Below are 13,193 nucleotides of genomic sequence, written 5' to 3' on the forward strand. Positions count from 1 at the left end.
AATTATAGACGTTTTGTTCGCAAATATCCGCGACTTTTTGAGCGATTTCTTTATACACTTTCCCTAAACGATGAGACTTGTCATACACAGATGGAGCAAAGTCTTCTTCATTCCAATCTGGTTGACTTAAAGGAAGCTGGCCTAATAGCTTGGTTTGAAGTTCTTCAGCTAATTTTTGACCGCCACCTTTTCCAAATACATATTCCTTCTCACCAGTCAACTTACTCTCAAAAAAGGACATGTTTTCAACCACTCCAATTACTTCATGATCCGTCTTCAATGCCATTGCGCCGGCTCTTGCTGCAACGAATGCTGCAGTTGGATGTGGAGTCGTAATAATAACCTCTTTACAAGATGGAAGCATCGAATGAATATCTAACGCAATGTCACCTGTCCCTGGAGGTAAATCTAATAATAAATAATCTAATTCTCCCCATTCAACTTCTGTAAAGAAGCTTGTCAACATTTTACCAAGCATGGGGCCACGCCAGATAACTGGTGAATTATCCTCAACAAAGAATCCCATTGAGATTACTTTAACCCCTAATCTTTCTACAGGAATAATACGTTCTCCTTGTACCGTAGGACGCTGTGTAATCCCCATCATATCCGGAACGCTAAATCCGTAAATATCAGCGTCAATTAAACCTACTTTTTTTCCTAAACGTGCTAGAGATATCGCTAAATTTACAGAAACCGTTGATTTCCCTACGCCACCCTTACCACTCGCAACTGCGATAAATTGCGGAGGGTTAAGACTCGTAAGTAAGTTACCATCGTTCTTTTGCTCAGCGCGAAATGGTGCTAATTCTTCAGGAGTAAATTCAATAAAGCGAATTCCTACTGTTGCAGCACCAATTTCTTTTAGTTTTTCAACGATAGTTGATTGTAATGAAAGTTGTTCGCTCGTACCTGTTTTAGCTACAGCAACTTTTACACTAATATGCTTTTTCTCTTCTTTGATTGAAATTTCTTTAATTGCATCTGTTTCGTTTAATGATCTGTTTAAAAACGGATCTACAATTTCCCCTACTGCATCTTTTACCTGTTGTTCCGTAAGCATATTCCCACCACCATGTTAAAAGTCATTTTCCACTTTTAGTATACCATACTCTAATACATACAAGGTTACATGTTACCCTATTTTGCTTTTTCACCTGCAAAATAGCGACTTACTCCTTCATAGATAGATTCTGATACCTTTTGCTGATACTTTTCAGTTTCTAACAGCTCACGTTCAGAAGGATTGGATAAAAACCCGACTTCAACTAAGGCACCCGGTGGATCTGCATGCTTTAATAAGTAGAGAGTTTGCATGACTTTAGCTTCTCTTGTTGTGTTCTCTAGGTTTGCTTTTAGTTCATTTTGAATTAACTTCGCTACTTGTTCATTCTCTTTTAAAGAACCATGGTAAAACGTTTGAGCACCTCTCCAAGCTGGAGATGGAATAGCATTAAGATGTATGGTTAAATACAAATCTGCATTTGATTCATTAATGATATCAAGTCGCTTTTTTAAATCTTCAACCTTACGCCTGCTATATCCTTTTGTTTCTTTTTTAGCTAAATCCTTGTCTGTTTCTCGCGTCAATATCACTAAAGCACCTTGTTCTTGAAGGTAATCTCTGAGTTCAAGTGACATTTTTAACGTAATATCTTTTTCCAACGTTTCTTTTCCACCAACAGCTCCACCGTCAGGACCTCCATGACCAGGGTCAATTACAATGATTTTCCCGCTTAGAGGCAAAGAGAAAGAGCCTGACGATATCTTGGTACCAAATTGATATTGAATGATAAATGCAATAACAACAAACGCTAATAGCCCGCTTATAATTTTTACTTTAGACAAAAAATCCCCTCCCATTCCCACATACCTATTTACTTCTATATGGGACAAGGGGGCAATTTATGATTATTTTTCAACTAAGGCGAAGACGATGTCTACGAATACCCGTTTCGTATCCTTCATTCCACCACTCTTCTACATAAGACTGGCACAGATAATAAAGGCTGTCCTTAGAAACTTCATTTGAAGCGGAACATAGTACTTCAAATAGCGTGTCTGCTAACAGTTTCTCTTCATTTACACTGCGCAGCTTTGATTGTTCTGCTGTTTCTCCCCAAGTGAAAAACTTACTTGTTCTTGCTCCTAGCAAAAACGATTCGATAGCAATATCCATACAGTACTCTTCAACGTGGTATTCGCTCATCACATGCCACTGAAAAATAGGTCGGAATGTTTTATCAGCTTTTCTGTGTAGTTCCTCAATGGACAAATCTCGTAAGATTTTGCGCTCATACTTCATTTCTTTTTCGTATCGCTTCTCTTTAAACGTGTTCGCTTCATACATAAATATGCAAGACTCCTTTTTCTCATATTGTCTACACAACCTGTAATCTCATTCATTAAAAGCTAAGACAATATAAAAAAACCCTCGGTCTTTGAGACCAAGGGCTGAAACGATAATAGAAATTAACGTTTTGAGAACTGAGGTGCACGACGAGCGCCTTTAAGACCGTATTTTTTACGTTCTTTCATACGAGCGTCACGAGTTAATAGGCCAGCGCGTTTTAATGTTACGCGGTATTCTGGATCAGCTTCTAATAAAGCACGAGAAATACCGTGACGGATAGCACCAGCTTGACCTGCGTAACCTCCACCATCAACGTTTACAAATACGTCATAGTTACCTACAGTTTCAGTTAAAGCAAGTGGTTGCTTTACTACTTCACGTAGTGCAGCGAATGGGATGTACTCTTCGATTTCACGACCGTTAATTACAACGCGACCGTTACCTGGTACTAAACGTACACGAGCAACAGAGCTTTTACGACGACCAGTTCCATAATATTGTACCTGTGCCAAGATAATAACCTCCTTATTAATTATCCGCGAAGTTCGTAAACTTCTGGTTTTTGAGCTTCATGTGGATGTGTGTTACCAGCATATACATGAAGTTTTTTGAACATTTGACGACCTAAGCTACCTTTTGGAAGCATGCCTTTGATTGCTAATTCAAGCATTTTTTCAGAGTAGTTAGTACGCATTTCTAATGCTGTACGTTGCTTTAAACCACCTGGGTGCATGCTGTGACGGTAGTAAATCTTGTCAGTTAATTTCTTACCTGTTAATTCGATTTTCTCAGCATTGATAAGGATAACGTTATCACCAGTATCAACGTGTGGTGTAAAAGTTGGTTTATGTTTACCGCGTAAGATAGATGCTACTTCACTAGCAAGACGACCTAAAGTTTTACCTTCAGCATCAACAACATACCATTTACGCTCTACTTCGTTTGCTTTCGCCATGAAAGTTGTACGCATGAGTTTCCCTCCTAATTTTCATCAATAATAAAATTATTTCAACCTTATATTTCAACACGATTAATTTCCGGGGCTAACCGTGGGGTTAAAATACATACCATATGATATATTATATGTTTACACTACTAATGTCAAGAAAATGTTACACCAGGTTTAGTTGTCATAGAAAACTTGCCACAAATAGAGCCCTTCCGCCGGAGCTGTTTTCCCCGCTAAAGGCCGTGATTTGCTCTCTAATACTGCTTTTATATCAACAGGATCTATTTTACCTTGTCCTACATCTAACAATGTACCAACAAGAATACGTACCATATTGTATAAGAAGCCATTTCCCTTAAACGTAAGTACAAGTTGGTTACCCTCTTCGACCAAATCTATATTATAGATTGTCCGCACCTTATCTTCCACTTCTGTTTTTGCAGAACAAAAACTCGTAAAATCATGAGTGCCGATGAGATAATGACTTGCTTCTTTCATCTTCATGTAATCAAGCTTATAAGGATAGTGGTATGCATAATAACGAGTGAAAGGATTGCGATTTTCCTGCCTATCAATATAATAACGATACTCTTTCGCCTTCACATTGAAACGAGCGTGAAACTCAGAATCGACTTCACTTACATACTTAATTACAATATCATCTGGGAGCATTGAATTCAATGCTTTTTTCCACTTATTGAGTGGAATATTTAGGTCTGTATCAAAGTGAATAACTTGACCTTCAGCATGAACCTGTGCATCCGTTCGACCAGATGCATAAATGGTTATTTTCCTTTTATGCATCTGTGTTAAAACCTTCTCTATTTCACTTTGAACTGTTCGTTTCTCCGGCTGTACCTGATACCCAGCAAAAAGAGAACCATCATACGCCACGATACATTTTAAGCGTTTCATTTTTTTCACCAAACCAGTTTAATTTCGAATAAATAATAGACCCACGGCTAAACAAACGAGCGTAATCAGCATAATGGTATCAGCTGCTCCCCAGGTTAGCTGTCGATACTTTGTACGCCCTTCTCCCCCTCTATATCCTCTAGCCTCCATTGCAATGGCTAGCTCTTCAGCTCGCTTAAACGAGCCAATAAAAAGTGGGACAAGCAACGGAACTACTGCTTTTAGTCGATCCATAATAGGTCCGCTACTAAAGTCGACACCACGAGCTGTTTGAGCCTTAATAATTTTATCTGTTTCATCCATTAAAGTAGGAATAAAGCGTAATGATATAGACATCATTAATGCTAGTTCATGAACAGGGAATTTTAGCTTCTTTAAAGGGCCTAGTAAACTCTCAATACCATCTGTTACTTGAATTGGCGTTGTTGTTAACGTCAGCAAAGTGGTAATTAAGATTAAAAATAAAAAGCGCAGAGATATTAATAAACCTTGAATAACTCCACCTTGATGGACAGATAAGAAGCCTAATTCAAGCAAGACAGGTCCTTCTTTAGTCATAATGATATGCAAGATAAACGTAATAATAATAATCCATATAACCGGCTTTAAGCCTCGTAGGATAAATGAAAATGGAACCTTGCTCATAAAGACCAACAGGGCTGTATAGGCTCCTAGTAACACATAACCACCTGCATTATTAGCCAGGAAAACGATTAGGATATAAGCAAATACGAGTAAAAGCTTAGCTCGAGGGTCCATTCTATGAACAACTGACTCCCCCGGGGCATACTTCCCTATAATCATGGAATTCATCATGGCTTCTCACCCTTTAACATTAATCCTTGTACCTGCTGAATAACCTCTTGAAAAGTGAGGGGAACCTGATTATCTCTACGCTTGAATTTTTCTTGTAGCTTTAAGGAGAAACGAAGCGTCTCGGGAACCTGTAGTCCGTATTCATTTAATTTCTCATATTGACTGAATACTTCTTTAGGCGTACCTTTAATAGCAATAGTTCCTTTATTCATAACCAAGACTTCATCTGCATACATTGCAGCATCTTCCATGCTATGAGTAACCAGAATTGTTGTAAGGCCCTTTTCTTTATGAAGCGTATAAAGCATATCCATAATCTCTTTTCGACCTCTTGGATCTAAACCTGCTGTTGGTTCATCTAAAACAAGAACTTCAGGTTCCATTGCTAAAATTCCAGCAATAGCTACCCTTCTCATTTGCCCTCCACTCAAATCAAATGGAGAACGCTGCAACATATCTTGTGATAGGCCTACTAATTCAATTAGCTCTCTTGCTTTTTTCTGTGAATCTTCCAAGCTTGCTCCGTAATTCATTGGCCCAAAGCATATATCCTTCTCAATTGTTTCTTCAAACAGCTGATGCTCTGGAAACTGAAAAACGACTCCTACCTTTTGACGAATCGGCTTTAATTGCTTTTCCTTACGGTTAGATTCTATGGTACGAGCTCCGATTGTAATGGAGCCAGACGTAGGCTTTAAGAGAGCATTTAGATGCTGAATAACCGTTGATTTACCAGAACCCGTATGCCCGATTACTGCTAGAAACGTCCCAGATTTAATAGTGAGGTTTAAATCATGGAGCGCCATGCGTTCAAAAGGAGTATTTAGTTGATAACGATGCTCTACGTCTTTGAATATAATGTCCATAGTTCGTTCACCAAGTCCTCATCCGTTAAATGAATTTTTGATAGCGGAATGCCTAAAGATGCAATCTTTTCACTTAGCTTCACTGAAAATGGTAAGTCCAAGCCAATTCTCGTTAACTCAGAGCCTAAAGCAAAAATTTCCCTAGGTTCTCCACTCGCAAAAACTTTTCCTTTGTTTAAAACAATTACACGATCAGCCATAGCTACCTCATCTAAATCATGAGTAATGGAAATAACCGTGAGTTTTTTTTCTTCTTTTAATTTTCGAACAGTTTCAAGTACTTCGGTTCTACCTATCGGATCTAACATTGAAGTAGCTTCATCTAAAACAATAATATCTGGCTGGACTGCTATAATACCTGCAATAGCCACACGCTGCTTTTGGCCTCCAGATAAGGAATGTGGCTCTTGATTAACATAATCGCTCATATTGACGAGCTGAAGAGCTTCAGGAATACGCTGAGCCATTACCTCGTATGGAATACCGTTATTCTCTAAGCCAAATGCAATATCGTCTTGTACAGTAGAGCCTACAAATTGGTTATCAGGGTTTTGAAACACCATTCCAATCTGTTTACGAATTTCCCAGATAGTATCAGCATCAAGAAACGTATCCATCACTTTAACACATCCAGATTCCGGAAGAATCAAACCATTTAAAATTTTTGCCAGCGTTGATTTACCCGAGCCATTATGCCCCGCAATTGCCAACCATTCACCTTTATAAGCAGAGAAACTAATTTGATCGAGTGTTAGATCATCATTTGACTCATAGCGAAAACATAAATTCTTTACTTCAAGTGATGTCTCTTTCAACGTAACGATCCCTCTAATCTTTACTCTTCATATAAAAAGGTTGAAGAGTTAATGGTATAAAAAAAGGGCAACGACTAGTTTCAAACTGTCTCGCCCTTTTCCACATGTATAAATTATTAAACTAATTCAATGATAACGACTGGAGCACCGTCACCACGGCGTGGTCCAACTTTTAAGATACGAGTGTAACCGCCTTGGCGATCTTCATATCGAGTAGCGATATCGCTGAATAGTTTTTGTAATGCGCTTTGGTTAGCTTCTTCGTTAGCTACTTCATTACGGATGTAAGCTGCAGCTTGACGACGAGCATGTAAATCTCCACGTTTACCTAAAGTAATCATTTTTTCAACAGTTGAACGTAACTCTTTAGCGCGAGCTTCAGTAGTTTGGATACGCTCGTTGATGATTAAATCAGTTGTTAAATCACGAAGAAGCGCCTTACGTTGTGCGCTTGTACGACCTAATTTACGGTAAGACATGTGAGGTCCCCTCCTTTGTTAAGTAGTTAAACAGATTAATAAGATATCAATCGTCTTTACGTAAGCCTAAGCCCAGCTCTTCAAGTTTAGCTTTCACTTCTTCTAAAGATTTGCGGCCTAAGTTACGAACTTTCATCATATCTTCTTCTGTTTTGTTAGCAAGCTCTTGTACAGTGTTAATGCCTGCACGTTTTAAGCAGTTATAAGATCGAACAGATAAATCTAGTTCCTCGATAGTCATCTCAAGAACTTTTTCTTTCTGATCTTCTTCTTTTTCTACCATAATCTCTGCTTTTTGGGCTTCATCAGTTAAGTTAACAAAGATGTTTAAGTGCTCAGTTAAGATCTTTGCACCTAAAGCTACTGCTTTTTCTGGCTCGATGCTTCCATCAGTCCATACATCAAGTGTTAACTTATCATAATTCGTCATTTGCCCCACACGAGTATTTTCTACATAATACGAAACACGCGTAACAGGAGTATAAATAGAATCAATTGGAAGAACTCCAATTGGTTGGTCTTCACGCTTGTTTGCATCGGCAGGATTATAACCTCGACCAGTGCGAGCAGTTAGTCTCATACGGAAATGAGCATCTGATTCAAGTGTAGCAATATGAAGATCTGGATTTAGAACTTCAATATCACTATCTGCTTGAATATCAGCAGCCGTGACAGTACCAGGACCTTTAACATCAATCTCAAGAGTTTTCTCTTCATCAGAGTAAATCTTTAACGCCAATTTCTTAACGTTTAAAATGATGTTTGTTACATCTTCAACAACCCCAGGGACTGTTGAGAATTCATGTAATACACCTTCAATTTGAATAGATGTTACAGCTGCACCAGGGAGTGAGGATAATAGGATACGACGTAAGGAGTTACCCAAAGTAGTACCATATCCACGCTCAAGTGGTTCGACGACGAATTTACCGTACTTTCTATCATCGCTGATTTCTACCGTTTCGATTTTTGGCTTTTCAATCTCTATCATAATAAACCCTCCTTCAAAACGTCGAAACCTCGGCTAGACTGAGTCTTCTCAAGGCCTAACCGAAATTCCCTATTAGACAGTTCCCGAATGTGCACAACAAATGAAAAAACATTTCGTTGCATGAATAAATTCTATACCATCATCATTATCGACAATTGTACAGAATCTATACATATTAATTATACACGACGACGTTTTGGCGGACGGCATCCGTTATGAGGAACAGGAGTAACATCTTTAATAGCTGTTACTTCTAAACCTGCAGCTTGAAGAGCACGGATAGCAGCTTCACGACCTGCACCAGGTCCTTTTACTGTTACTTCTAAAGTTTTCATACCATTGTCCATTGATACTTTAGCAGCTGTTTCAGCAGCCATTTGAGCAGCAAATGGAGTAGATTTACGAGAACCTCTGAAGCCAAGTGCACCTGCACTAGACCAAGCGATCGCATTACCGTGAACATCTGTAATAGTTACGATAGTGTTGTTGAACGTAGAACGAATGTGAGCAACACCAGATTCAATATTCTTTTTCACGCGACGTTTACGTGTATTAGTTTTACGTGCCATCTGTTAATGACCTCCCTTACTAATTATTTCTTCTTGTTCGCTACAGTACGGCGTGGGCCTTTACGTGTACGAGCATTGTTTTTACTGTTTTGACCACGAACTGGTAAACTACGACGGTGGCGGATACCACGGTATGAACCAATCTCAATTAAACGTTTGATGTTTAAAGAAACTTCACGACGAAGATCGCCTTCTACTTTATAGCTATCTAAAATATCACGAATTTTACCTAATTCTTCTTCTGTTAAGTCACGAACGCGAGTATCTTCAGAAACTCCAGCTTCAGCTAGAACTTTTTCAGCAGTTGGACGACCAATACCGAAAATGTATGTTAAAGAAACGACTACGCGTTTGTCACGAGGAATATCAACACCAGCAATACGTGCCATGTGAACAGTGCACCTCCTTATGATTAACCTTGTTTTTGTTTATGCTTAGGGTTTTCACAAATTACCATTACTTTCCCTTTTCTGCGGATTACTTTACATTTTTCGCAGATCGGCTTTACCGATGGTCTGACTTTCATGTTTCATACCTCCTTGATAGTACGGAGTGCATAGGTTTTATTTGAAACGGTACGTAATTCTACCGCGAGTTAAATCGTATGGTGATAATTCTACAGTTACTTTGTCACCAGGTAAAATGCGAATGAAGTGCATACGAATCTTACCAGATACATGAGCAAGTACTGTATGACCATTTTCTAATTCTACCTTGAACATTGCATTAGGTAAAGTCTCTAGGACTGTACCTTCTACTTCAATTACATCGTCTTTTGCCATTAAAGTGCTCTCCTTTCTTTGCAACAGTAACAAGCTATCATTAATTGACTTAAAAAGAACCTGTTCTGAACATCCGGAGATCGTAATCATTAAATTCAAGATGGATCACGTTTGTAATATACATCTTTACCATTTTAACAGCAATTCAGACGAAAAACGAGCATCGTGAATTTAGATAATTACTGTTTAACTGTCCAGTGCATCTAGCGAGGAATGGATAGAGATAACCTTAACTACCAACTACAGCGTTGTTAGAATTTCATATCCCGTCTCAGTGATTGCAATTGTATGTTCGAAATGCGCACACATCTTTCCGTCGACTGTTACAACAGTCCAGTTATCAGATAATGTTTTGACATATCGAGTTCCAGCGTTCACCATTGGCTCTACTGCCAACACCATGCCTGGACGTAGACGCGGTCCTTTATTTGGTGGACCATAATGTGGAATCTGCGGATCCTCATGTAAATCTTGGCCAACACCATGACCAACATATTCTCTTACAATTGAAAAGTTTTGAGATTCTGCATACGTTTGAATAGCATGTGAAATATTCGATAATCGATCGCCGGGCTTAGCTTGCTCTAAGCCTTTATAAAGAGATTGCTCTGTGACATCTAGAAGCCGTTGATTTTCTTCTGAAATCTTTCCAACTCCGTACGTCCAAGCAGAATCACCGTGATAGCCATTGTATTTAGCACCAATATCAATGCTGATGATATCTCCTTCTTGCAGCTTTCTGTTTCCTGGAATACCATGAACTAATTCTTCGTTTACAGAAGCACAAATACTACCGCGAAAACCATTATACCCTTTAAAAGACGGAATTGCATCATGTTGACGAATAAATTTTTCAGCAATTGCATCCAATTCTTCCGTCGTAATACCAGGTTGAATATGTTTTTTTAACTCTTGATGAGTTAAAGCTACAATTTTCCCTGCTTCACGCATGATTGCAATTTCACGCGGCGTCTTGCAAATGATCATTGCTTGACTCCCCCGAGTAAATTACGGATGTCGTCAAATACAACGTTAATGTCTTGATTACCATTAATATTGCGTAAATAACCTTTTTCTTCATAGAAATGAAGTAATGGTTTTGATTGTTCAACGTTAACTGAGAGTCTAGTTGAAACAGTTTCCTCATTATCATCTGCACGCTGGTACAGCTCTCCCTCACACTTGTCACAAACGCCTTCTTTAGCAGGAGGGTTGAATACAAGGTGGTAAGTAGCTCCACAGTCTTTACAAATGCGACGCCCTGTAAGGCGTTCCATAAGGATACTTTCATCTACATCAATATTAATAACATAATCAATCTTTTTGTTTAATTCTTCTAAGATTGTTTCAAGAGCGTCTGCCTGTGCTACTGTTCTTGGGAATCCATCAAGTAAAAAGCCATTTTCACAATCTTGTTTGTTTAAACGTTCACGAACAATACCGATTGTTACTTCATCTGGTACAAGATTACCTTGATCCATAAATGATTTAGCTTTTAAGCCTAGAGGCGTTCCTTCTTTAATTGCAGCTCGGAACATATCTCCTGTTGAGATATGAGGGATATCGTAATGCTCAACGATCTGTTCTGCTTGAGTACCTTTCCCAGCACCAGGAAGGCCCATTAACACTAAATTCATTTTTTGCTTCCCCCTCAGTATCTATCTGTTTAATGGGAAAGCAAGCTGCTTCCCACTAAACCCTTTATTTAATAAACCCTTTATAATGTCGTTTCACTAATTGACTCTCAAGCTGTTTCATTGTCTCAAGAGCTACACCGACAACGATTAACAAACTAGTACCACCAATCTGTGCAGACTGAGGTAAATTTGCAACCTGGATAAAAATCACTGGTAGTACAGCAATTAACGCAAGGAAAATTGAACCGATTAATGTTAAGCGGTACAACACTTTTGTTAAATATTCTTGTGTGCTTTTACCAGGGCGAATACCTGGAATGTATCCACCTTGCTTCTTCAAGTTTTCTGCTACTTGCTCTGGGTTAACCTGAACAAATGTATAGAAATATGAGAAAGCAATGATTAACGCAACATATACTATCATACCAATTGGCTGAGTATAGTCAAACGTCTTTTGAATCCAATCTGTCACATCATTCGGACCGAAGAATGATGCAATCGTTGGTGGAGTAATAATGAATGAAACTGCAAAGATAACAGGAATAACCCCAGCAGCATTTACTTTTAACGGTAAATGTGTGGACTGACCACCAGTAGGATTACGACCGGCTGAACCCTTTGCATATTGAATAGGTATTTTTCGTAAAGCTTGTTGGAAATAAATAACACCAACTACAATAGCTAATACAGCAAGTGCAATTAAAACAACTGTCACAATACGAATAAATAACTGATCCCCAACATCTTCGAATTGCTGAGCGTAGATCTGGTTGAGTGTTGTAGGGATCCCAGCAGCGATACCAGCAAAGATAATGATGGAAATACCATTACCGACGCCTTTCGCTGTAATCTGTTCGCCTAACCACATTAAGAACGCTGTTCCTGCCGTTAGTACGACAGCAATTAAAAGATAAGTAGCGACTCCGGGATTAGCAATTAATTGCCCACCCGACATATTGTTAAATCCTATAGACATACCTAATGCCTGGATAAATCCAAGCACAATTGTTCCGTAACGAGTTACTTGGGCAAGTTTACGACGCCCAACCTCTCCTTGCTTTGACCATTCTGTAAACTTAGGTACAACATCCATCTGCAATAATTGAACGATGATGGATGCTGTAATATAAGGCATAATGCCCATTGCAAGTATAGAGAAGTTTTGAAGAGCCCCACCGCCAAATGTATTTAGAACTCCAAATACATTTAACTCGTCTTGCAACTTCAGTACATCCGTATTAACACTAGGTACAGGAATAAAAGTACCAATTCGGAAAATAACTAACATTAACAATGTGAAAAAGATTTTTTGTCTAATTTCACGTACGCGCATTAAATTGGAGATTGTTTGAAACATTATTAGATCACCTCTGCAGTTCCGCCAGCAGCTTCAATAGCTTCTTTAGCAGATGAGGAGAACTTAGCAGCTTTAACAGTTAGCTTAGTAGATAATGTACCGTTACCAAGCACTTTAATACCAGCCTTCTCTTTGCTTACTAAACCAGTTTCAATTAATAGTTCTGGTGTTACTTCAGTTCCATCTTCAAAACGATTTAAAGCTTCAAGGTTAACAATCGCATACTCTTTGCGATTGATGTTAGTGAAGCCACGTTTTGGAAGACGACGAAATAAAGGCGTTTGACCACCTTCGAATCCAGGTCTTACGCCACCGCCAGAACGAGCGTTTTGCCCTTTGTGACCTTTACCTGAAGTCTTTCCGTTACCTGAACCAGTACCACGACCTACACGATTACGCACTTTACGTGAACCTGCAGCTGGTTGTAATTCATGAAGTTTCATTCCGGAGCACCTCCTTAGAGTGACAATTTATAATTATTGCTCTTTTACTGTAACAAGGTGAGCTACTTTGTTAATCATACCGCGAATTGCAGGATTATCGTCTTGAACGACAGTTTGGTTTACTTTACGTAAGCCAAGTGTACGAACAGTTACACGTTGATCTTCTGGACGACCAATTACGCTACGAGTGAGGGTAATTGCTAATTTGTTTGCCATTCTGT

The 13,193-nt window shown here is 38.9% G+C and carries 20 protein-coding genes; all 20 read right to left on the reverse strand.

Translation table 11 applies throughout. The features are described from left to right. Positions 1-1,063: iron-sulfur carrier protein/transcriptional regulator SalA (gene salA, locus BFL01S_RS02255; RefSeq protein WP_025909760.1), on the reverse strand; the 1,063-nt coding region annotated here is incomplete at its 3' end. A gap of 77 nt (positions 1,064-1,140) precedes the next feature. Next, on the reverse strand, positions 1,141-1,848 hold the full coding sequence (gene cwlD / locus BFL01S_RS02260; RefSeq protein WP_025909759.1) for an N-acetylmuramoyl-L-alanine amidase CwlD: 708 nt from the start codon (positions 1,846-1,848) through the stop codon (positions 1,141-1,143). Between the two features lie 70 nt (positions 1,849-1,918). Continuing rightward, complete coding sequence (locus BFL01S_RS02265; RefSeq protein ID WP_025909758.1) at positions 1,919-2,350, reverse strand: DUF2521 family protein; 432 nt, start codon at positions 2,348-2,350, stop codon at positions 1,919-1,921. Between the two features lie 122 nt (positions 2,351-2,472). Then, a complete protein-coding gene (rpsI, locus tag BFL01S_RS02270; RefSeq protein WP_025909757.1) occupies positions 2,473-2,865 on the reverse strand; it encodes a 30S ribosomal protein S9 in 393 nt (130 codons plus the stop codon). A gap of 20 nt (positions 2,866-2,885) precedes the next feature. Then, positions 2,886-3,323 (reverse strand): 50S ribosomal protein L13, encoded by a 438-nt coding sequence (rplM, locus tag BFL01S_RS02275; RefSeq protein WP_025909756.1) that lies wholly within the window; start codon positions 3,321-3,323, stop codon positions 2,886-2,888. A gap of 153 nt (positions 3,324-3,476) precedes the next feature. Further along, positions 3,477-4,217 (reverse strand): tRNA pseudouridine(38-40) synthase TruA, encoded by a 741-nt coding sequence (gene truA / locus BFL01S_RS02280; protein WP_025909755.1) that lies wholly within the window; start codon positions 4,215-4,217, stop codon positions 3,477-3,479. An 18-nt stretch (positions 4,218-4,235) separates the two neighbouring features. After that, on the reverse strand, positions 4,236-5,033 hold the full coding sequence (locus BFL01S_RS02285) for an energy-coupling factor transporter transmembrane component T family protein (RefSeq protein WP_061784774.1): 798 nt from the start codon (positions 5,031-5,033) through the stop codon (positions 4,236-4,238). After that, a complete protein-coding gene (locus BFL01S_RS02290) occupies positions 5,030-5,899 on the reverse strand; it encodes an energy-coupling factor ABC transporter ATP-binding protein (protein ID WP_025909753.1) in 870 nt (289 codons plus the stop codon). Before BFL01S_RS02290 ends, BFL01S_RS02285 begins: the two co-directional genes overlap by 4 nt. Next, the gene (locus BFL01S_RS02295) at positions 5,875-6,714 is read right to left on the reverse strand and encodes an energy-coupling factor ABC transporter ATP-binding protein (RefSeq protein ID WP_025909752.1); all 840 of its coding nucleotides are present in this window, start codon (positions 6,712-6,714) and stop codon (positions 5,875-5,877) included. The genes BFL01S_RS02290 and BFL01S_RS02295 overlap by 25 nt, the downstream gene beginning before the upstream one ends. Positions 6,715-6,830: 116 nt before the next feature. Then, positions 6,831-7,193: a 50S ribosomal protein L17 gene (rplQ, locus tag BFL01S_RS02300; RefSeq protein WP_025909751.1), complete on the reverse strand. Its 363-nt coding sequence runs from the start codon at positions 7,191-7,193 to the stop codon at positions 6,831-6,833. A 46-nt stretch (positions 7,194-7,239) separates the two neighbouring features. After that, the gene (locus tag BFL01S_RS02305; protein WP_013054952.1) at positions 7,240-8,184 is read right to left on the reverse strand and encodes a DNA-directed RNA polymerase subunit alpha; all 945 of its coding nucleotides are present in this window, start codon (positions 8,182-8,184) and stop codon (positions 7,240-7,242) included. 179 nt (positions 8,185-8,363) lie between these two features. Beyond that, positions 8,364-8,753, reverse strand: coding sequence for a 30S ribosomal protein S11 (rpsK, locus tag BFL01S_RS02310; RefSeq protein WP_025909750.1), 390 nt, complete (start codon positions 8,751-8,753; stop codon positions 8,364-8,366). A gap of 23 nt (positions 8,754-8,776) precedes the next feature. Then, positions 8,777-9,142: a 30S ribosomal protein S13 gene (gene rpsM, locus BFL01S_RS02315; protein ID WP_025909749.1), complete on the reverse strand. Its 366-nt coding sequence runs from the start codon at positions 9,140-9,142 to the stop codon at positions 8,777-8,779. 23 nt (positions 9,143-9,165) lie between these two features. Further along, the gene (rpmJ, locus tag BFL01S_RS02320) at positions 9,166-9,279 is read right to left on the reverse strand and encodes a 50S ribosomal protein L36 (protein WP_003156543.1); all 114 of its coding nucleotides are present in this window, start codon (positions 9,277-9,279) and stop codon (positions 9,166-9,168) included. Positions 9,280-9,316: 37 nt separating this feature from the next. Beyond that, on the reverse strand, positions 9,317-9,535 hold the full coding sequence (infA, locus tag BFL01S_RS02325; protein WP_025909748.1) for a translation initiation factor IF-1: 219 nt from the start codon (positions 9,533-9,535) through the stop codon (positions 9,317-9,319). Between the two features lie 240 nt (positions 9,536-9,775). Next, positions 9,776-10,522, reverse strand: a complete 747-nt coding sequence (map, locus tag BFL01S_RS02330; RefSeq protein WP_025909747.1) for a type I methionyl aminopeptidase — start codon at positions 10,520-10,522, stop codon at positions 9,776-9,778. Then, entirely contained in the window at positions 10,519-11,172 is a 654-nt protein-coding gene (locus BFL01S_RS02335; protein WP_025909746.1) for an adenylate kinase, read from the reverse strand. The genes map and BFL01S_RS02335 overlap by 4 nt, the downstream gene beginning before the upstream one ends. Positions 11,173-11,236: 64 nt before the next feature. Beyond that, on the reverse strand, positions 11,237-12,529 hold the full coding sequence (secY, locus tag BFL01S_RS02340) for a preprotein translocase subunit SecY (protein ID WP_025909745.1): 1,293 nt from the start codon (positions 12,527-12,529) through the stop codon (positions 11,237-11,239). A gap of 2 nt (positions 12,530-12,531) precedes the next feature. After that, positions 12,532-12,972: a 50S ribosomal protein L15 gene (rplO, locus tag BFL01S_RS02345; RefSeq protein ID WP_025909744.1), complete on the reverse strand. Its 441-nt coding sequence runs from the start codon at positions 12,970-12,972 to the stop codon at positions 12,532-12,534. Between the two features lie 33 nt (positions 12,973-13,005). Continuing rightward, positions 13,006-13,188, reverse strand: a complete 183-nt coding sequence (rpmD, locus tag BFL01S_RS02350; RefSeq protein WP_025909743.1) for a 50S ribosomal protein L30 — start codon at positions 13,186-13,188, stop codon at positions 13,006-13,008. Positions 13,189-13,193 lie beyond the last annotated feature (5 nt).

Origin of the sequence: Priestia flexa NBRC 15715, from assembly GCF_001591565.1 — a bacterium.
Classification (GTDB): Bacteria; Bacillota; Bacilli; order Bacillales; family Bacillaceae_H; genus Priestia; species Priestia flexa.